This window comes from Streptomyces sp. 6-11-2 (genome assembly GCF_006540305.1).
Classification (GTDB): domain Bacteria; phylum Actinomycetota; class Actinomycetes; order Streptomycetales; family Streptomycetaceae; genus Streptomyces.
The window spans coordinates 6,541,893-6,561,151 of sequence record NZ_BJOR01000001.1; the positions used below are offsets into that span (position 1 = coordinate 6,541,893).

The 19,259-nt window shown below is 73.4% G+C and carries 16 protein-coding genes; 7 read left to right on the forward strand and 9 right to left on the reverse strand.

The features are described 5' to 3' along the window. The first annotated feature begins 495 nt into the window (after positions 1-495). Both TNCT6_RS29150 and TNCT6_RS29155 read left to right on the forward strand, forming a co-directional pair. Positions 496-1,038: a hypothetical protein gene (locus TNCT6_RS29150; RefSeq protein WP_141363715.1), complete on the forward strand. Its 543-nt coding sequence runs from the start codon at positions 496-498 to the stop codon at positions 1,036-1,038. Positions 1,039-1,047: 9 nt separating this feature from the next. Beyond that, positions 1,048-5,367, forward strand: coding sequence for a cation-translocating P-type ATPase (locus tag TNCT6_RS29155; protein ID WP_141363717.1), 4,320 nt, complete (start codon positions 1,048-1,050; stop codon positions 5,365-5,367). Positions 5,368-5,593: 226 nt separating this feature from the next. Here the strand turns inward: TNCT6_RS29155 and TNCT6_RS29160 are convergent, their stop codons facing one another. The 5 genes from TNCT6_RS29160 to TNCT6_RS29180 form a co-directional block, all read right to left on the reverse strand. Next, the gene (locus TNCT6_RS29160; RefSeq protein WP_141363719.1) at positions 5,594-6,946 is read right to left on the reverse strand and encodes an FAD-dependent oxidoreductase; all 1,353 of its coding nucleotides are present in this window, start codon (positions 6,944-6,946) and stop codon (positions 5,594-5,596) included. A gap of 147 nt (positions 6,947-7,093) precedes the next feature. Beyond that, entirely contained in the window at positions 7,094-7,771 is a 678-nt protein-coding gene (locus TNCT6_RS29165; protein WP_141363720.1) for a TetR/AcrR family transcriptional regulator, read from the reverse strand. Between the two features lie 207 nt (positions 7,772-7,978). Then, complete coding sequence (locus tag TNCT6_RS29170) at positions 7,979-8,677, reverse strand: HAD family hydrolase (protein WP_141363722.1); 699 nt, start codon at positions 8,675-8,677, stop codon at positions 7,979-7,981. Between the two features lie 75 nt (positions 8,678-8,752). Continuing rightward, a complete protein-coding gene (locus TNCT6_RS29175; protein WP_141363724.1) occupies positions 8,753-9,688 on the reverse strand; it encodes a M56 family metallopeptidase in 936 nt (311 codons plus the stop codon). A 105-nt stretch (positions 9,689-9,793) separates the two neighbouring features. Continuing rightward, positions 9,794-10,354 (reverse strand): DUF5134 domain-containing protein, encoded by a 561-nt coding sequence (locus TNCT6_RS29180; RefSeq protein WP_141363726.1) that lies wholly within the window; start codon positions 10,352-10,354, stop codon positions 9,794-9,796. A 197-nt stretch (positions 10,355-10,551) separates the two neighbouring features. On the opposite strand from TNCT6_RS29180, the gene TNCT6_RS29185 reads away from it, so the two are divergent. Both TNCT6_RS29185 and TNCT6_RS29190 read left to right on the forward strand, forming a co-directional pair. Further along, complete coding sequence (locus TNCT6_RS29185) at positions 10,552-12,228, forward strand: FUSC family protein (protein ID WP_141363728.1); 1,677 nt, start codon at positions 10,552-10,554, stop codon at positions 12,226-12,228. Further along, on the forward strand, positions 12,225-12,818 hold the full coding sequence (locus tag TNCT6_RS29190) for a MarR family winged helix-turn-helix transcriptional regulator (protein ID WP_172633079.1): 594 nt from the start codon (positions 12,225-12,227) through the stop codon (positions 12,816-12,818). The genes TNCT6_RS29185 and TNCT6_RS29190 overlap by 4 nt, the downstream gene beginning before the upstream one ends. Positions 12,819-12,925: 107 nt before the next feature. On the opposite strand, the gene TNCT6_RS29195 is transcribed toward TNCT6_RS29190, so the two are convergent. Both TNCT6_RS29195 and TNCT6_RS29200 read right to left on the reverse strand, forming a co-directional pair. Further along, complete coding sequence (locus tag TNCT6_RS29195) at positions 12,926-13,690, reverse strand: VOC family protein (RefSeq protein ID WP_141363730.1); 765 nt, start codon at positions 13,688-13,690, stop codon at positions 12,926-12,928. Positions 13,691-13,793: 103 nt separating this feature from the next. Continuing rightward, positions 13,794-14,186 carry a VOC family protein gene (locus TNCT6_RS29200; protein WP_141363732.1) on the reverse strand — a complete coding sequence of 131 codons (393 nt, stop codon included), beginning with the start codon at positions 14,184-14,186 and terminating at the stop codon, positions 13,794-13,796. Positions 14,187-14,255: 69 nt separating this feature from the next. Here TNCT6_RS29200 and TNCT6_RS29205 point away from each other — a divergent pair, with 69 nt between their 5' ends. Then, positions 14,256-14,795, forward strand: coding sequence for a GNAT family N-acetyltransferase (locus TNCT6_RS29205; protein ID WP_141363734.1), 540 nt, complete (start codon positions 14,256-14,258; stop codon positions 14,793-14,795). 116 nt (positions 14,796-14,911) lie between these two features. Then, positions 14,912-15,370 carry an Imm21 family immunity protein gene (locus tag TNCT6_RS29210; RefSeq protein WP_141363736.1) on the forward strand — a complete coding sequence of 153 codons (459 nt, stop codon included), beginning with the start codon at positions 14,912-14,914 and terminating at the stop codon, positions 15,368-15,370. Positions 15,371-15,403: 33 nt separating this feature from the next. Here the strand turns inward: TNCT6_RS29210 and TNCT6_RS29215 are convergent, their stop codons facing one another. Next, positions 15,404-16,507 (reverse strand): IS110 family transposase, encoded by a 1,104-nt coding sequence (locus TNCT6_RS29215; RefSeq protein WP_373996211.1) that lies wholly within the window; start codon positions 16,505-16,507, stop codon positions 15,404-15,406. 209 nt (positions 16,508-16,716) lie between these two features. Next, entirely contained in the window at positions 16,717-17,400 is a 684-nt protein-coding gene (locus tag TNCT6_RS29220; RefSeq protein ID WP_141363740.1) for a glycerophosphodiester phosphodiesterase family protein, read from the reverse strand. Between the two features lie 437 nt (positions 17,401-17,837). Between TNCT6_RS29220 and TNCT6_RS29225 the strand changes: the two genes are divergently transcribed. Next, the gene (locus tag TNCT6_RS29225) at positions 17,838-19,235 is read left to right on the forward strand and encodes a DUF6421 family protein (protein ID WP_141363742.1); all 1,398 of its coding nucleotides are present in this window, start codon (positions 17,838-17,840) and stop codon (positions 19,233-19,235) included. Positions 19,236-19,259: the final 24 nt, after the last annotated feature.

Consider the following 19,259-nt stretch of genomic DNA (forward strand, 5'->3'; position numbering starts at 1 on the left):
GGCCGTCGTGCTGTCGGGTGCCGGCTTCGGGACGGGCGCCTGTCGGCCCTCCGGGTGGGCGCTCGGCGCGGCGGGTGCGTCTGTACGGGCGGGCTCCTTGCCGCTTCCCGGGGCCCGCTGATGCTGGTGCGGGGGTGGACGGCTCGGCCGTTGGGCTCTCGGACTTCGGCCTTTCGGGCGAGGTGTCCGCCGGCCCCGCGGTGGGGTGTGCGGCGCGGTCGGTGCACTCGTAGCCGCAGGGGTGCGGGCGTGGTGCCGGGTGTCCTGTTCCCGAGCGGTTCCGCTGGTTCCGGCGCGGGGACGGGCCGGCATCCCGCCGGTGCCGCGGGCAGGGCGCCGGCCGTTAATCCGTCCCCGACGCGGAACGTGGCGGACGGCGGAGCCCGGTGGCGCGGACGCGACCGGTGGCGTTCTCTGGGAGAGACGGGGTGACCAGCACGCTTGTGGGCACCCGGTGGCCACGAGGAGTCGATCTCACCCCAGGCGAGGAGAGTCATGGCTGAGCGGAAGTCGTCGTCTGCCCTTGCGGCGCCGCTGCACGGTGCGGCCTCGGTGCTGCGGAAGGTGCCCGGCGCCGAGGCGGTGGGCCGGGCCGCGCAGGGGACGCTGGACAAGGTCGGCGCGGTCTCGCCGCGCGGGCGGCGGCTCGCGGTGTACACGGGAGCCGGAGTGCTCGGTGTCGCCGGAGTGGTGGAGTGGCCGGTGGCGCTCACCGGTGCGGCCGTGGTCTGGCTCACCCAGCCCCGACCCGAACGGCCCGCCGCCGAGGAACAGACACAGCAGGCACCGGAGCTGCCACCGGCCACCACCGCGGCACGCAAGCCCTCGAAGAAGCGCGGCACGGCCGCCCGGGAGACCGCGCGGGGCGCCGGTACCGACGTCAAGGAGCAGGCGTCCGCGCCGGACACGGACACCGGGCCCGACGAACCGGCGAAGACCAGGACGTCCGGGGCCGGCCGAGGCAAGTCCTCGAAGGGGCAGGCGGCAGCTGCCGGACCCCTCGGCCCGACGGCGCGGCCCGACCGCACCTCCCTCTGAGGACGCGCCATGGTGCTCGGACTGCTGACTGCCCCGTCGGCCGCTGCCCGGCTGGTCACCCGGAGGGCCGCTCCCGCGGTCGGGGCCGCCGCGGGAGCGGTGGCCGGAACGGCACGGGCCGGCGTACGCGGCGTGGACGCGGCCGCGCGGGTCGTACGTGTCGCCCGCAGCGCGCTGCCCGGCACGGGCCGCCACTGGCGGTCCGGCACCCGGGCGCACCTGTCGCTGCGTTCCCTGGACCCCGAGAAGGTGCTGCGCGCGGGCGGGAAGCGACATCTGGCGCGGCACATCGCCACGACGCTCGCCGAGCGGCCCGATGTGCTCTTCGCATGCTGGGACGAGGGTCTGGGGCGGCTGGTCGTCGCCGTGACGGAGGAGGAGGCCGCCGACGAGGTCGTGGACCACGCGGCCGACCTCGCGGCCCGGCACGGGCTCGTCCTGGACGGCGACGATCCGGAGGACATCACACATCCGGGGGATCCGGCCGGGGTGCGGGCGGCCGCGGCCGCACTCGCCGCCGACGTGGTGGGCGTCGGCGTCGCACTGACCTCCTACGCGTTGCGCCTGCCGCCCTCACCGCGCATGGTGACCGCCGCGGTGACACTGCTGCGGGAGAACCCGCGCTTCCGTGCCGCACTGAGCACCCGGCTGGGCAGGTCCCGCATGGACCTCCTGCTCGCCTGCGCGAACGCGGCCGCCCACGGCACCGGCCAGACCCCCACCTCGCTGGTCCTGGACGGTGCGCTGCGCGCCGCTCAACTGGCCGACACGGTGGCCCGCACGGCCGCCTTCGACGCGTTCCACGACCAGCTGTGCGCACCCGGCCGCGTCAGCGTCGACGCGGACGACACACCGCGCCCGCCACTGCGCATCACACCGGCCCAGGAGTACGCCAACCACGCCTCCGCCGGCAGTCTGGTGGGCGCGGCGCTGACCATGCTGGTCAAGCGCAACGGGGCCGAGGCGGCCGAGGCGGTGCTCGCCGGTTCGCCCAAGGCCGCGCGCTACGGACCCGCCGTCTTCCACGCCGTGCTCGGCACCCTGCTCGCCCGGACCGGCGTGCTGGTCCGAGCCCCGGAGCGGCTGCGGCAACTGGAGATGGCCGGCACCGTCGTCCTGCACTCGAGCGCGCTGCGCACCGAGGAGGGGGAGGCGGACCCGTGGGTCGAACCGGTCCTGGACGCGGCACGCCGGGCCGGACTGCGGGTGGTCCTGGTGGACGATCCGGCCCTGGAGGACCTCACCGGCCTCGCCGACCAGGTCGTGGACGCCCGGCGGCCCCTGGACGACGTGGTGTACGGGCTGCGCGGCGAGGAGGGCACGGTACTCACGGTCGCCCGGATGCGCTCCGCCGACGACCACGACGTCCTGGCCGGACTGCGCGGCAGCGACCTCGCCCTCGCCCTCGTGGACGGCGACGCCGCCGTCGTCTGGGGCGCGGACATCCTCGCCCTGCACGGACTGCCCGACGTGTGGCGGGTGCTGACGGCCGTCCCGGCGGCCCGGAGGACCGGCCACCGGGCGCAGACCCTGGCCCGGTCCGGCGCCGCGCTGTCCGGGCTGCTCGTGGCCATCGGGGAGTCCAAGCGCGGGGGCGGCCGCCGTGCCATCCTGCCCGGGTTGCGGCACGCGCCGGTCGACGCCGCAGCGGCCGCCGCCCTGCTGTCCGGGACGCGTGCCGCCTTCGCCGTGGCGGCGGCGCACGCCCCGCACCCGCGACCGCGCGTGCACTGGCACGAACTCGACGCGAAGGAGACCCAAAAGCGGCTGGACCAGGAAGCGGCGGGCCGGCTCACCCCGTTCGAGTGGGCCGCCGCCCAGGTCCGCAAGGCGGTGGCCGGCATCGTCCGGAACCCGGTACTCGCCCCGGTCCGCTGGACGTACGAGCTGGGGCAGGCCGTGCGCGGCGAACTGCGGGACCCCCTCACCCCGGTCCTGGCCGTCGGCTCGGCGGCCTCGGCGATCCTCGGCTCCGTGGTGGACGCCCTCCTCGTGGTCGGCGCCCTCGACCTGAACGCCCTGGTCGGCGGATTCCAGCGGCTGCGCGCCGAGCGTGCCCTGTCCGGCCTGATCGCCGAGCAGAAGCGCAAGGCGCGCATCGCGCCCCCGGACTCGCAGGCCCCGGCCGGCGCCACCGTCACGGTCGACGCCGGGAAGCTCAAGCCGGGCGACGTGATCGAGCTGAAGGGCGACGAGGTGGTGCCCGCCGACGCCCGGCTGCTGTGGGAGGACGGCCTGGAGGTCGACGAGTCCGCGCTGACCGGGGAGTCCCTTCCGGTGGAGAAGCAGACCGACCCGACCCCGCACGCCGCGGTCGCGGACCGCAGTTGCATGGTCTTCGAGGGCACGACCGTGGTGGCCGGGCAGGGCCGGGCCGTCGTGGTCGACACCGGCGAGAGCACCGAGGCCGCCCGCGCCGTGCACCTCGCCGCCTGCACGCCCCCGTCCGCGGGCGTGCAGGCCAGGCTCCAGGTACTCACCCGCAAGGCACTGCCGTTGACGCTGGCGGGCGGAGCCGCGCTGACCGGTATCGCGCTGCTGCGCGGCACTTCGGTCCGCGAGGCGGTCAGCGGTGGCGTGGCCGTCGCCGTGGCCGCCGTCCCGGAGGGCCTGCCTCTGGTCGCCACCGTGGCGCAGCTGGCGGCGGCCCGGCGGCTCAGCCGCGACGGCGTCCTGGTCCGCACCCCGCGCACGCTGGAGGCGCTGGGCCGGATGGACACCATCTGCTTCGACAAGACCGGCACCCTCACCGAGAACCGGCTGCGCGTGGTGCGGGCATCCGACGCCGACGGCGAGGTCCACGTGGTGGACGACGAGGCCTCCGCACGCACCCTGCGGTCCGCGGCGCGGGCCTGTCCGCGTCTCAACGGCGACTCGGACCGGCCGGTGCACGCCACCGACGAGGCCGTCCTCGACGCGGCGGGTCCCGACCCGGACTGGGCCGAGCTGGAAGACCTCGGCTTCGAGGCCGCCCGCGGATACGCGGCCGCCGTCGGCCGGGTCGCGGACGGACCCCGCCTGCTGGTCGTCAAGGGCGCCCCCGAGACGGTGCTGCCCGCCTGCCCCGCGCTCCCGGCCCACGCCATCGAGACCTCGCACGCCCTGGCCGGCGACGGGCTGAGGGTGCTGGCGGTGGCGCAGCGGCGGCTCGACGAGCACGAGAGCGAGGAGGACGCACTCGAACGAACGCTTGCGGGCCTGGAGTTCATCGGGCTGCTCGCGCTGTCGGACGTGCCGCGCGACACGTCCATGGCGCTCGTGAGGGGCCTGTACGAGGAGGGTGTACGGCCGGTCATGCTCACCGGCGACCATCCGCAGACCGCCCGGGCGATCGCCACCGAGCTGGGCTGGCCGAAGGACACCACCGTGGTCACCGGCGACGAACTCGCCGCCGCGGACAGGTCGGCCCGCGCCCGGATGCTGCGCGACGCCGGAGTGGTCGCCCGGGTGGCGCCCGAGCAGAAGCTCCAGGTCGTCGAGGCGCTGCGGGACGCCGGCCGAGTGGTCGGCATGGTCGGCGACGGCGCCAACGACGCCGCGGCGATCCGCGCCGCCGACATCGGCGTGGGCATCAACGCCCGCGGTTCCGCGGCCGCGCGCAACGCCGCCGACATCGTCCTGACCGACGACGACCTGACGGTCCTGATCGACGCGATCGGCGAGGGCCGCGCCCTGTGGCACAGCGTCGCCGACGCCATCGCCATCCTGATCGGCGGCAACGCGGGCGAGATCGGCTTCGGCCTGTTCGGCACGCTGCTGTCGGGCACCGCGCCGCTGTCCACGCGGCAGATGCTCATGGTGAACCTGTTCACGGACCTGTTCCCGGCGATGGCCGTGGCGGTGACCCCGAAGGAGGACCCCGAGCAGGCGCGGTCGGCGACGCCGGAGGACGCGGCGGGCTCCGTCCTGGGCGAGGGGCTGATCCGGCAGATCCGCCACCGCGCCCTGACCACCTGTCTGGGCGCGGCCACGGCCTGGATGATCGGCCGCTGGACACCCGGCACCGCCCGCCGCTCCAGCACGATGGCCCTGTGCGGCGTGGTCGGCACCCAGCTCGCCCAGACCCTCCTCGACCGCCGGGGCAGCACGCTGGTCCGGGTGACGTCCCTGGGCTCCGCCCTGGCCCTCGCCGCCCTGATCCAGACCCCCGGCGTCAGCCGGGCCCTGGGCTGCACCCCGCTCGGTCCGGTGGCCTGGGCCGGTGTCGCCGCGGCGATCGCCCTGGCCCTGGCCGGTCAGCGGGTCCTGCCCCGCCTGGAGGAGACCGTCGTACGGCTGCTGCCGGAGAGCGGTCCCGCGTTCGTCCGCGAGCTGGCGGCCGGAGGATGACGGTCGCGGGTCCGGTCCCGCCAGAGCCCGGCGGGACCGGACCCGCTCATGGATTCCCGCGGATACGCACCGGGGCGGCCCCGCCCCCTGCCCGGGTGCGCTCTCCCGCCGCTGGACAGGAGAACACCGTTTCGGCGGGGGAGTCCCGGACCGGCTCCCGGGGCTGGTGCCTCTCGTTCGGATCACGTCGGGCTCGCGGGCCCTTGCACGGTCCGGACGGAAGACCCTAGGCCTGGGAGAGCGCGCTGCGGGCCGCCGCCCGCAGGGACTCCCAGTCCGGCAGCTTGACCACACTGCGCCCGAGGGAGACGCCGAGTTCCGCCTCGGCCCGCTCGATGGCCTGCCAGCCCGCCCACCGTACGGGCTCGACACCCTCGGCGCGCAGCACCGGGAGGCTGTCGTCCGGCACCTGCCTGCCCACGAGCCCGGGCGCGTCCTGGAGCAGCGAGGCCACCGTCTCCTTCGCGCACGGCCGGTTGGTGCCGATGACGCCCGTGGGACCCCGCTTGATCCAGCCGGCCACGTACTCGCCGGGCGCGACGGCACCGTCGCGCAGCACGCGCCCGTCCCGGTGCGGCACGGTGCCGGTGCCCGCGTCGAACGGCAGCCCGTCCGGCGGCACTCCGCGGTAGCCCACCGACCGCAGCACCAGCTGGGCCGCGATGTCCTCGTACCGACCCGTCCCGACGACGCCGCCGTGCCCGTCCGGCGCCGTGCGCTCCAGCCGCACCGTACCCACGCGGCCGTCGTCGGCGAGCAGTTCGACGGGGCGCAGGAAGAAGCGCAGCCGGATCCGGCGGGTGCCGCCCTTCGGCGGCGTCGCGGCCCAGCCGCGCAGGACCTCGATGTTGCGGCGCTGGGCGGCCGGCAGTGCCGAGGGATCGGCGCAGGCCGGGTCCAGTGCCAGCTCCTCCGGGTCGACGACGACGTCGGTGTCCGGCAGGGCGCCCAGCTCGCGCAGCTCCTTGGTCGTGAAGCGGGCCTGCGACGGGCCGCGCCGGCCCACCATGTGGATCTCGGTCACCCGGCTCGCGGTGAGCGCGGCGAGCGCTGCCTCGGGCATGTCGGTGGGGCTCAGCTCGGCCGCTCCGCGCGCCAGGATGCGCGTGACGTCCACGGCGACGTTGCCCACGCCGACGACGACAGCCGACCGCGCGCTCCGCACGAAACCGCTGTCCACGGAGTCGGGGTGGGCGCTGTACCAGGAGACGAACTCGGTCGCCGACCAGCTGCCCGGCAGGTCCTCGCCCGGGATGTGCAGACGGCGGTCGGTGGCGGCGCCCACGCAGTACACCACCGCGTGGTACAGCTCGCGCAGCCGCGCGGCGGGCAGTCCGCCGGGGCCACCGACCTGGACGCCGCCCAGGAACCGGACCCGCTTGTGCTCCAGGACCGTCCGCAGGTTGTTCTGCAGGGACTTGATCTTCTCGTGGTCCGGCGCCACGCCGTAGCGCACGAGTCCGTACGGGCACGGCAGCCGGTCGAGGACGTCGACGCGCACGGAGGGGTCCTGCTGGACCAGGCCCTGAGCGGTGTAGCACCCACTCGGCCCCGAGCCGACGACGGCGACACGCAGCACGGCGGAACTCCTTACCCCGATGGATCGCGCATGGACCGCAGGAGATCGCTGATGGCTCCAGCATGGCACCAAGCGGACCGCCGGGGGAGGGAGGCCGCGCGGGACCGCCCGCGTGTCGCGGCCCGGATCCGTACGCCGGCCGCCGCGCTACCGCTCCGGCGGGGGCGCCGGGATCCGGCCGGTCGCGAAGAAGCGGGACAGGTCCGTGTCGCAGGAGCCGCCGGGCGGCTGCGCCTCCGGCGGCGCTCCCATGTCCCAGTCGAGCCGGTAGCGCTCGAACAGCTCGGCCCGCAGCACCGGCACCGGCATCGGCGCCCCGGGCACCAGCGCGGCGTAGACGGCGCCCATCAGCAGGGCGCGCAGCATCGGGTAGTCGGCGTCGACGTCCCGCGAACCGCGCCGGGCCACCGTGTCCCGCAGCAGCTCGGACAGGCGCTGCTGCTCCGGGCACTGCACGAAGCCCTCCTCGAGCAGGATCCCCGCCATGTGCTGGCGCATCAGCACCGGCCGGTCCCGGGCCAGACCCAGGATCGCGTCGACGGCCCGCGCCAGCCGCTCCCGGCCGTCCTCGGTGTGCGGCTCGCGCTCCAGCGCCTCCTGGAGCGTGCGGTGCATCAGCCGGTGCACGGCGGACTGCACCAGCTGGCGCTTGCCGGGGAAGTAGTAGGAGACCAGACCGCGTGCCGACCCCGCGCGGTCGGCGATGGCGCCGAGCGTCGTCGCGTCGTACCCGTGCTCGCCGACCAGCTCGACCGCCGCCTGGAGGAGCCGCTCCCGGGAACGCCGTCGCAACTCTTCATTGACCGAGGCGCTGCGCGGGGACATGCTGTGACTCCTGCGTTGACTGGCTGCCAGCCAACTATACTCAGCGCGAGCGGACCGGCCCCGGCAGGGGTCCGTCGTGCTGCCGTCCGTCTCGGGCGAAACGGGGGATCGTCCGAGGCGGGCGGACTTTTGCGTACCCGGTGCCGTCAAGGGGCTGCCGCCGGGGCCGGACGGGAGTGCCGGCGGCGCGGTCGTGCGGTGGAGGGCTCAGTCCGTCCGCTCGAGCAGGTCGGGGACCGGCAGCAGCGCGTCCGGCCGCCGTGTGACCGGCAGGTGGTCCACGAAGTGGACGCCGCAGCCCAGGGCGGCCGCGCCGCCGTCCGCGTGGCGGCTGTCGCCGACCATCAGCACGTCCTTCGGGTCGGCGCCGAGCGCCGCGCAGGCGAGAGCGAACAGGCGCGGGTCCGGCTTCTGGACGCCGTGCTCGTACGACAGCACGTAGGCGTCCACGTACGCGTCGAGGCCGTGGGCGCGGAACACCGGGCGCAGGTCCCAGCCGATGTTGCTCACCACGGCCACCCCGACTCCGCGCTCGTGCAGCGTGCGCAGCACCTCGGCCGCGTCCGGGTAGGGGGCCCAGGCCGGCGGCGTCATGTGCCGCTCGTACAGCGCGTCGTGCAACGCCGGGTCGGGCAGCGGCACTTGGCGGGACAGGGTGGTGTAGGCGGACCGGTGCAGTTCGGCGCTGCGGTCCCGGATCTCCCACAGCCCGGCCGCCTCGTCGGGCAGCCGCGCCGGCGGCGCCCCGCCCGGCAGCGCCCCGGCCTCCTCCAGCGCCCGTGCCGTCCGGACCAACTCCCGCTCATCAAGCGTGAGTTCAGCCGCGTTCAGGACGGCTCTCAGCCAGGACTCGCAGGACTCGACGCGGAAGAGGGTCCCGGAGAAGTCGAAGAGCACGGCAGCCATGGGCCGATGATGGCCCAACCCAAGGCGCCCCGGCCACCGGACACCGGTCACGGACGGGTGGGACGGGTGCCGTTCCTAACCCAGCGCCCTCAAGCCGGGGATCACCGCCACCAGGACCGGTATCACCGGGACGAGGGAGGCGACCGCCGTCAGGCGCAGTCTGCGAGCGGCCGGGAGGCGGTTCGGGGGAGTGAGGAGGCGGTGCACGCGCTGAGGGACGTGCGCCTGGGTGGCGGGGCAGGGGCCGAACACGCCGCGGTGCTCGTTGAGTCCGACCAGGGCGAGGGCGGTCGTCAGGCGGCCGAAGCGGCGTGACGCCATGTCGTCGGCGGCGAGTTCGACCAGGCGGTGCATCTCGTCGCGGAACGCGGCGAACACCGGCACCTGCGGAAAGCCGCCGGCGAGCGCGGCGGAGCAGTGCAGCAGCCAGTCGTGCCGGGCCCGCGCGTGGCCCTGCTCGTGCGCGAGGACGGCGTCCAGCTGCCGCCCCTTCAGGCGGCGCAACGCGGCCGTGGTGATGACCAGCCGGGGCGAAGGTCCGGGCAGCCACCAGGCGTCCGGCCGCTCGCCCTCCAGCACCACGAGCCGGTCGGTGCCGGACTCATCGCCGGGCAGCAGCGGGGCACGGACGAGGAGTTCGGCGCGGCGCAGCCTGCGTCGCGCCCGGGCCCGTACCACCTCGCGGAGCAGCATCGCCGCGCTCCACACCCCGCCGCACGCGAGCGCCACCGCGGTCGCCGGCGCCCAGGCGTCGGCCGTGCCGAGCGCGTACGCCTCCACCACCGAACGCGGAGCCGGGGCGAACACATGACCGCGCACCGCCTGCCAGGCGGCCGCCGCGCTGAGCGTCATCGACAGCGCGCAGCACAGCAGGACCGCGGCGACCACGCACTGCCACACCCACAGCGCGAGCACCGGTTCACGGTCCGGCCAGTCGGCCCGGGCGAGCAGCCGAGGGGCGGCGACGGCGGTCAGGGCGCCGAGCAGCAGCAGGACCGCGGGGACCATCATGCGAGCCACCCTATGAGCGGCCGACAGCGCCGTGGGTACGCCTCCGCGGCAAAGTGACGCAGACCACGGCTCCGTGGTGCCGGGCCCGCCGTCCCGCCCGGCGGATCACAGGGTCAGCAGCATCGCCACCATCGCGATCCCCATCGACAACCGGCACGCCCGTGCCAGCTCGGGACGGTCGCCCCACCCCGTGCCGCCGCGCGCGACGCTCCCCGCCACCGTCCCGGCGGGCACCAGCCGGACGCCGGACAGCAGGACGTATCCGGCGAAGTACAGCAGCAGCGCGCCGGTGAGCGGCGGCACTCCCGCCCCGCCGTGGTGGTGGGAGCCGGGCGCCACGGGCGACACCGCCATCACCACGGACATGTAGACCATGGCCGCCGCGCCCACCAGGTGGTGCAGGTGGTGCGGGCTCGTCCGCGCCGACCACAGCGAGTGCAGCGCGGTCGCACCGAAGACCGCCCCGTAGGCCGACCAGGCCCACACCGGCGGTGTGAACACCGCGGCCGGGACGGCCATGGCGGCCATGCCGAAGCCCATGACCGCCTCGCCGCCAGCGGAACGGCGCTGGGCCTCGACGGTGCTGCGCATCCGCAGCAGGCAGTACACCCCGGTCGCCGCGCACAGCGCGACCAGCAGCCAGCCGGGCGAAGTCGATCCGTGCACCCCCCACCTCCCCGCTCGACGGATCACGGCCGCCGCCGGACGGCCGGTCGGTCAAGCGATGCCCGGGGCACGCGGTGCGCACACGAGCGCAAGGAGGTATACGGGGCGCGTTCGGGGAAGCACGGCACGTTACGAACCGGTGGCGGCACACCCCTCCCATATGTTTTACAGGTAAAACACCTGCTAATCTTGTTGGTATGAGCAGTGTGCCCCCCACCCCCGGCCGGATCGCCCGGCGTCTTCCGCTCACCGGCGTGCTGCGGCTCGGCCGCCCCTCGGACATCTGGTTCAAGCCCGCCCTGAGCGTCGTCGTCTCGGTCGCCCTGCCGACCCTCACCCTGCTCGTCCTCGGCCGGCTCGACCTCGCCATGTACACGATGGCGGGTTCGCTGTGCGCCCTGTACGCGCACAACCGCCCCTACGCCGCCCGGGCCCGCGCCCTGGCCTGGGTGGTCCTCGGCATGATCGGCGGCCTCGCCCTCGCCCTGGTCACCGCCTCGCTCACCACCGACCCGGTCGTCCTGGTCACCATCGGCGCCCTGATGGCGGCCGTGCAGAAGGCGCTCTGCGACGCCACCCGCATCGGACCGCCCGGCAACGTCGTCCTCACCTTCATCAGCTCCGCCTCCCTGTTCGCACCGCAGACCCTCGGCCAGGTCCCGGGCCACCTGGTGCTGGCCCTGGCCGCGGCGGCCTGGGCCTGGCTGGTCGGCATGGCACCCGGGCTGCTGCGCCCGCACGGCCCGGAGCGCCGCGCCACCGCGCAGGCGCTGAACGCGGCCGCCGCCCACGCGGCCACCGGCGGCACCGGCGAAGGCCACACCCGGACCCGCGCCGCCGCGGCCGCCGCCGTCCAGGCCGCCTGGCAGACGCTGCTGTCCACCGGGGCCCGCACCGCTCCGCGGCGCGCCCTGGAACGGCTCGTCGTGCGCGCCGAGGTCGCGCTCGCCGCCCCGGCGGACACGGACCCCGAGAAGCTGCGCACCTGGGCCCGCCAACTGTGCGGGACCGGGCCGATCCCCGAGGCCGGCGAGACGGCGGCGGCCGCCGACGAACTGCTCGGCGTGGACGCCGAGAGCACCGCTCCCCACCGGCCCTGGTGGACCCGGCTCGGCCCGCTCACCCCGATCGTGGTGCGCACCGCGCTGGGCTGCGCCCTCGCCGGCTACGCCTCCCTCGCGCTCGGCGTCGGCCGCCCCTACTGGGCCCTGGTCACCGCCGCCTCCCTCTACCAGGCCAACATGACCCTGACCTGGAAGCGGGGCATCCAGCGCGTCTTCGGCAACCTCGTCGGGGTCCTCGTCTTCGCCGCCGTCGCCCCGCTCGCGCACGCCAGTGACCTGGCCCTCGTCCTGCTCTGCATGGCCTTCAACTTCGGCGCCGAGGCGCTGATCGGCCGAAACTACTGGCTCGGCAGCATCTGCGTGACCCCCTTGGCGCTGCTCATCATCGAGTTCGCCGGGTACCACGAGCCGGGCGAACTGATCACCGAGCGGGCCGTGGACACCCTGGTCGGCGCGCTGGTCGGCTTCGTGGCGGCCGTCGCCGTCACCAACCGCCGGGCCGGCGACTGCATCGAGCACGCCCTGGCCGCCGTGGACCGGGCCCGCGAAGAAGCGGCCCGCCTGGTCGCCGAGGAGCGGCCCGCGCCCGCCGCCCTGGAGTCCGCACGCCGGAGCCTGGCCGCCGCGCTGGCCGACCTGCGCGCCACCGCAGACGCCGCGTCCGGCGAGTGGTGGCAACGCGCCCTGCCCCAGGAGCGGGTCGTGCTCACCGAGCAGTCCGCACACCGTACGCTCGCCGCGACGGTACGACGCCAGGGCCTGCACGCCCCGGCGAGCACGGGCGAGACGACGGAGGACGTACGGCCATGACGGCGAGGAACGGACGGCCGGCCCACGGGGACGCGGCGACCGGGGACGCGGCGCACGAGCGGATCCGGCCCGCGGGGACCGAGCCGGGCGGCGACACCGTCGCCGGAGTGGTCCGCCAGTGGCGGGCCGTCCACCCCGACCTGGACACCGCGCCGATGGAGATCATCGGCCGGATCAACCGCTGCGCCGCCCTCCTCCAGCAGGCCGAGGACGCGCCGCTGCGCCGGGCGGGCCTCAGCCGGCCCGAGTTCGACCTGCTCGGGGCGCTGCGGCGGACCGGGGACGAACTCACCCCGAGCGAACTGACCCGCGAGACGTTCTCCTCGGGGGCCGCCGTCACCAAACGCCTGAAGCAGCTGACCGAACGCGGACTGGTGGAGCGCCGCGGCGACACCCGCGACCGCCGGGTCGCCCACGTCCGCCTCACGGACGCCGGACGGGACCTCGTCGACGGCATCCTGCCGGAGCAGCTCGCCTACGAACGGGCCGTCCTGTCCGGCCTGGCCGGGCGGGAACGGGACGGCCTGGCCGCGCTCCTGGGCGAGCTGCTCGGCCGGCTGGAGGGCCGCCCGGGCGCCCTGCGCCTCTGAGCCGGAGGTCCACCCCGGATCCACGACCGTCGCGTTCGTGGATCCGGGGTGGACCGTTACGGGTTCTTCGGCTCCCCGGAGCGGGCCTCGGCCTTCCTGGACGGGCCTCAGCTCTCCCGGGCGGACCGGTAGATGCCGAAGGTCGCGCCCTGGGGGTCCCGCAGGACCGCGATACGGGGGCCGTCCGGGAGTGCGGTGGGCTCCAGCAGGGCCTTGGCGCCGGCCCGGACCGCGATGTCCGTGGTCGCGTCGACGTCCTCGACCGCGAAGTACGGCAGCCAGTGCGGCGGCACATCGGCCGGGAAGCGGTCGTGCATCGCCGTCACGCCGCCGAAGTCCTCGCCGTGCAGACCCCACTGCGTGTACCACTCCGAGGCGTTGACGCTCCAGCCGAACACGCTCGTGTAGAAGTCCCTGGCCCGCTTGGGGTTGCGGGTGACCAGTTCCACCCAGCCGAGTGAGCCGGGCCGGTTGAACACCCCGGCACCGGAGAACTCCCGCGCCTGCCACATCTGGAAGGCCGCGCCCGACGGGTCGAGCGCGACGGTGAAGCGGCCCTCGTCGTAGATGTCCCTCGGACCGTGGATCACCGTCCCGCCGGCCTCCACCACCTTGTTCGCCACGGCGTCCGCGTCGGCGACGGCGAACGAGACGTTCCACGCGACCGGCTGCGACCTCTGGTACAGGGGCGTGATCGCGGCGACCGGCGCGTCCCCGAGGTGGGCGAAGGTGTAGTCCCCCGAGACCAGCCGGGGGTCGCGCCGCATGCGCCAGCCGAACACCTCCGTGTAGAACCGTGTGGCCGCCTCCAGATCGCTGGTGCCCAGCTCCGCCCAGCAGGGTCCGCCGACCACAGGCTTGTCGAACTCCATGACACTCCTCCGGGAAGGCTCATCCCCACCCACCAGCACGCTAGCCCCGGCCGCCGACGCGGGCCAGCGGGAGCCGCCCGCGGCCGCCGCGCCCGGATCCGGCTCAGATCCCCGCCCGGTACCGCAGCGGGTGCTCCGCCGGCACCTCGACGAGGACGATGGGTGTGCCGTCCGGATCGGCGATCCACATCTCGATCAGACCCCACGGCTCGCGCACCGGCTCACGCGTGATCTCGACGTCCTTCGCCCGCAGCTCCTCGTGGGCCGCCGCCACGTCCTCGACCTGGAGCCACAGCCGCACGGACGGGGACGGCGGGCCGTCGGAGCGTCCGGAGAGTTCCAGGAAACCGCCACCGAGGAAGTAGACGGTGCCGCGCTCCGGCCCCGTGCCGAACTCGCGGTAGACGGCGAGGCCGAGCCGGTCGCCGTAGAAGGCACGGGAGCGCTCGGGGTCCGTGGGCCGGACCAATGTCCGGCTGCTGAGTACGTGCACCATGCACCTGGAGCCTAGTGGCAGGATGGCGCTCGCCCCGCCCGACAGCGCCCGAACCGAAAGGCTCGACCCATGAAGACCGCCGCCAGCGGACTGACCTTCCGTGACGCCCGCGACGCCGATGTCGACACGCTGGTGGACCTGATCGAGTCGGCGTACCGCGGGGACTCCAGCCGGGCCGGCTGGACCACCGAGGCGGACATCCTGCAGGGGCAGCGGACGGACCCCGGGGGCGTGCTGGAGGTGATCAAGTCGCCCGGGAGCAGGCTGCTGACGGTCGAGCGGGACGGTCGCGTGGTCGCCTGCTGCCAACTGGAGCACCAGGGGGACCACGCCTACTTCGGCATGTTCGCCGTCAGCCCCACACTGCAGGGCGCGGGCCTGGGCAAGGTGGTCATCGCGGAGGCCGAGCGCCAGGCCCGGGAGGACTGGGGCGCCAGCGAGATGCACATGACCGTGATCTCCGTGCGCGAGGACCTGATCGCCTGGTACGAGCGCCGCGGCTACCGCCGTACGGGAAGGACGACCCCCTTCCCGTACGGCGACGAGCGGTTCGGCATTCCGCAGCGCGACGACCTGGAGTTCGAGCTGCTGGTCAAGGAACTCGCCTAGGCATCTCGCTCAGGGGTCCCCGCCTCGGGGATGCTCTTATGGATGTCAAGCGCCGGCTGGTGCGCCACCGTGCAAAGGTTGTCGGACATGGACGCTGAGATCTGGGGTGGCTGTAAGTGGATTGGCTCGATGGGACGGACTTCGGTTACTACGCGCTATGTCCGGCGCCGTATCTGAAGGCTTGGAACGGCACCGAGGCGGACGTGGTGTCCCCCGCGCATGTCGGGAAAGTCGTGCTCTCGGACCATGGGGAAGTGCTTACGCTGGGAGGGCAGGGACTTCCGGTGGCCTATCTGGATAGGGCAATGACTTTTGTCCGGTGGGTCGGCTGTGATGACGATGCCGGGCTGGAAGACGCGGTGGAACAGGTCATGAACTCGGATGAGTGGCAAGACGCCTTCGAGATCACACTGGGCGGCCAGTACGTTCTTCTGGATTCCGGAGTACGTGGTGCCGAAGTCGGTGAGGACGATGCGATCCAGGTGAATGTTCCCTCCGGGCGCTACCGAGTGCAGTCACTGCTCATCTATCCGTCCATGGGCGAGTTCTTTCTGGAGAGGCTGATTGCGATCTGAACCCATCCCGTCCAACGCAGGCGATGGGCAGCATCATGCTGTGGTGGTGAGTCGCTCGACGGTGTTGCATGTGGTGCCGGGTGTGAGAAGGGCTTGGTAGATCTCGCGGGCGACGAACCGCTTGAGGCAACGGATGATCTCTTTCTTCGACAGGCCCTCTTTGGTCCGTCGTTCCATGTAGGCGCGGGTGCGCTGGTCCCAGCGCAGGCGGCAGAGAACTATCCGGTAGAGGGCCGCGTTCGCGGCCCGGACGCCGCCCCGGTTGAGGCGGTGTCGGTGGGTGCGCCCGGATGAGGCGGGCAGCGGTGCGACGCCGCACAGCATTGCGAACGCTGCCTCCGACCGGAGGCGGTCGGGGTTGTCGCCTGCGGTGACCAGCAGCTGGCCGGCGACGTCGGGGCCGACACCGTTCAGCTTGGTCAGGGCAGGGTTGATCTCCTGGGTGAGCGGGGCTATCAGCTCGTCCAGTTCGTCGATCTCCTGGCCAAGGTCGCGGTGACGGCGGGCGAGGGAACGAAGCGCGATCTTCGTCGCTGTGACCGGATCACCGGCCTGGTCAAGGCTGGGGCGGAAGCCCGCGCAGATGGCGAGGAGGTCCTTGTCCTTCAGATGCCGCAGCATGGTGCGGACGCCTTCCGGCGCGGTGACGATCAGGTTCTTGATCTGCCGGGCGGCGTCGGCTCGCTGCTGAACCGCGCTGCGGCGGGCGACCCGCAAGGCCCGAAGGGCCTCGACCCCGCCGTCACGGAACTTCGGGGTGCCGGTCCGCCGTTCGGACAACGCAGCCCGCGCCGCGGCCTCGGCATCAACCGGGTCGGACTTGCCCTGCCAGCGGCGGGTCTTGCGGTCCGGACGATCGATCTCGACCACCGTGACATCGTGTTCGCGCAGGTAACGGGCCAGCCCGGCGCCGTAGGCGCCTGTGCCCTCGACCCCGACCATGGCCAGGGCGCCGAAGGAACGCAGCCAGGCCAGGAGCATGCGGTAGCCGAGTGCGGAGGCGGGGAACTGGGCCGAACCCAGGACCCGGCCGGCGGAGTCGATTGTGGCTGCGGTGTGAGTGTCCTTGTGAGTGTCGACGCCGCCGGTGACCTCGACCCGGTGCTGTGCCATCGTGGGTTGTGCCGTCCTGTCCATTCGATCGGGTGGGATGGCACCCGTCGGCCGGGAGGGCGGACAAGACAGTGATGGGGCCTGTGGCCAGGCTCTTATGAAGTCACGTCCCCCGGTCCGGCGGATGCACGCGAGCGTCCCCCGGCCGGGGCCGACAGATCCCGTTGAGGACCCTGAGTCAGTCAGGCGGTGGGTCAGACCCCACCGGGGAACGCTCACGTACATCCTCACTGTCAGGCGGTGAAGCGGCCGGTGAGCTTGATCTCCGGGTAGTCGGTGGTGGCCCCGTCCAGCTCCAGGGCGCGGACCAGACGCAGATGGTCCAGGGTGTTGACGACCCAGCCGATGATCCTCAGGTCCGCCTTGCGCGCGTGCTCGACGATCTCGAGGGTGAGCCGGCGGATGTTGAGGCAGACGGTCGCGGCGCCGGCGGCGGTGGCGCGTTCGACGACCTCGGAGCCGTAGCGATCGGCCACGAGCGCGGTGCGCACTCCCGGCACCAGCCGGGCGATCTCGGCGATCGCCTCGTCGTGGAACGAGGACACCTCGACGCGGGAGACCAGGTCCCGCTCGTGCAGCACCTCGGCCAGGGCGCGGGCCGCGGTCACGTCCTTGATCTCGGCCTGGAGCGGTGACCGCACCGCGTCGAGGACCTCCTCGAAGAGGGGGATCCGCTCGCCGCGGCCGGCGTCCAGGGAGCGCAGCTCGGCGAGTGTCTTGTCCGCGATCGCGCCGCTGCCGTCGGTGGTGCGGTCCACCTTGTCGTCGTGCATGACGACAAGGGCGCCGTCCTTGCTCAGGTGCAGATCGAGTTCGATGACGTCCAGTCCGGCCTGCTGGGCGGCGACGAAGGAACGGAGGGTGTTCTCGGGCTCGACTCCCAGGACTCCGCGGTGACCGATGGTAAGGAAGTTCAAAGTTCAACTCGCTTCCGTCGACGGCGGCTCTGCGCGGCGCGGAGCGGTTGGACCTCGTCGTCCGCGCGGTAGTGACGCAGCCTAATGGCCCACACGCTGGTTGAACCCCCGCGTACACGCCGCAGTGGGGTGACGGCCCGCAGGAACGGGCCGGATCCGTCGCGGTGGTCACTCCGGCGTGGGCGAGTCCCCGGTCGCGTTGACCGCCGGGCCGTGAAGCCTTCGCACGGTCGCCCACGGCCGGAAACCGCCCCCGGGGAGACGTGGCGTCGGTCACCCGACCGGCCTACCGGGTCTGGCCCCGTCCGGGTGTACGGCAGGAAAATAGCCGGTGACCATGGCTGCGCGCAGAATAATTTCCCGAGGTCCCCCTTGCTGGGAGAAACCCTGTATGTATACCGTCTCCTTACGCGAGGTTGTCCCGTGGAGGATGAGACATGACGGAAATTCTTGTGCAGGTGGGTGCGGAGGAGAAGGTTCCTCCGGTGGCCAGGGTGGTTGAGCACCCGGCGTGGCCCGTGCTCAAGGATGCCGTGGAGCGAATCCGGCCATGGCAGTCGAAGGACGGCTCGATCGACTTCACGGCCGAGGGCGCCCCCGGCCGCGCGGACGCCGACGCCGCCGTACGGCGTGTGATCGACGCCGTCGAGGAGCTGTCCCCGCTGCTGCCGCACGACGCCGCCTACCACGAGGCACTCGTGCGGGACCTGCGCCGCTGGGCCGAGGGCGGCTTCGAGGTACCGGACTTCCTGGACTCGCTGCTGGCCTTCCAGCCCGCCGCGAACCGCGCGGACGGCCTCCAGCACCTCGTCGTCTTCCCCATGTACACGCAGAACGGCAACCCGGACCGCAACCTGGAGGCGGTCGTGCTGCGCATGGTCTGGCCGGACTGGCTGGCGGAGCTGGAGCGCACCCGCTACGACAACCCGCTGTTCTGCGGCATCACGTTCGAGGACTTCACGGGCGGCTACGACACCAACTCCGCCGTCCTCTTCCCGGAGACCATCGCCGTGCGCGAGGCGCCGGAACGGTTCTCCTGGGGCGGCATCTTCTGCGACCGCGAGGCCGCGCGCTTCCGCCGCGTCACCGCCGCCGCCGTCGACCTCCTGGGCCTCGAACTGCCCGAGGACATCGCCGCCATGGTCCACGACCAGAAGCGCTGCGAGGAGGCCTTCGTACTGTGGGACATGGTCCACGACCGCACCCACAGCCACGGCGACCTGCCGTTCGACCCGTTCATGATCAAGCAGCGCCAGCCGTTCTGGATGTACGGCCTGGAGGAGCTGCGCTGCGACCTCACCGCCTTCAAGGAGGCCGTGAGGCTCCAGGCCGACGGTGTCGCACAGGCCCGTGACGTGCAGTACGCGGTGCTGTTCGACCGCATGTTCCGCTTCCCGGTCACCGGCGAGCGCGTGCGCAACTACGACGGCCTCGGCGGTCAGCTGCTCTTCGCCTACCTGCACAAGCACGACGTGGTGCGCTGGACCGACAACAAGCTGACCATCGACTGGGAGCGCGCCCCGCAGGTCACCAACCAGCTGTGCGCCGAGATCGAGAAGCTCTACCGCGACGGCATCGACCGCCCCAAGCTGGTCCACTGGTTCGCCGGCTACGAACTGGTCTCCACCTACCTCGCTCCGCACCCGGGCTCCAAGTGGGCCAAGGGCCCCGACGCCCTGGACCTGACCCAGCCCCCGCGCAAGCTCGTGGATGACGTGCTTCCGGACGAGTTTCCGCTCAGCATGTTCTACGAGGCACTGTCCAAGAAGCTGAAGAATGTGATCGCCTCGACCAGGGGCATCGTGGCGGACAGCGCCGAGCGGGTCGCCGCGTGAGCGGCCGCGAAACCGAGAACACTG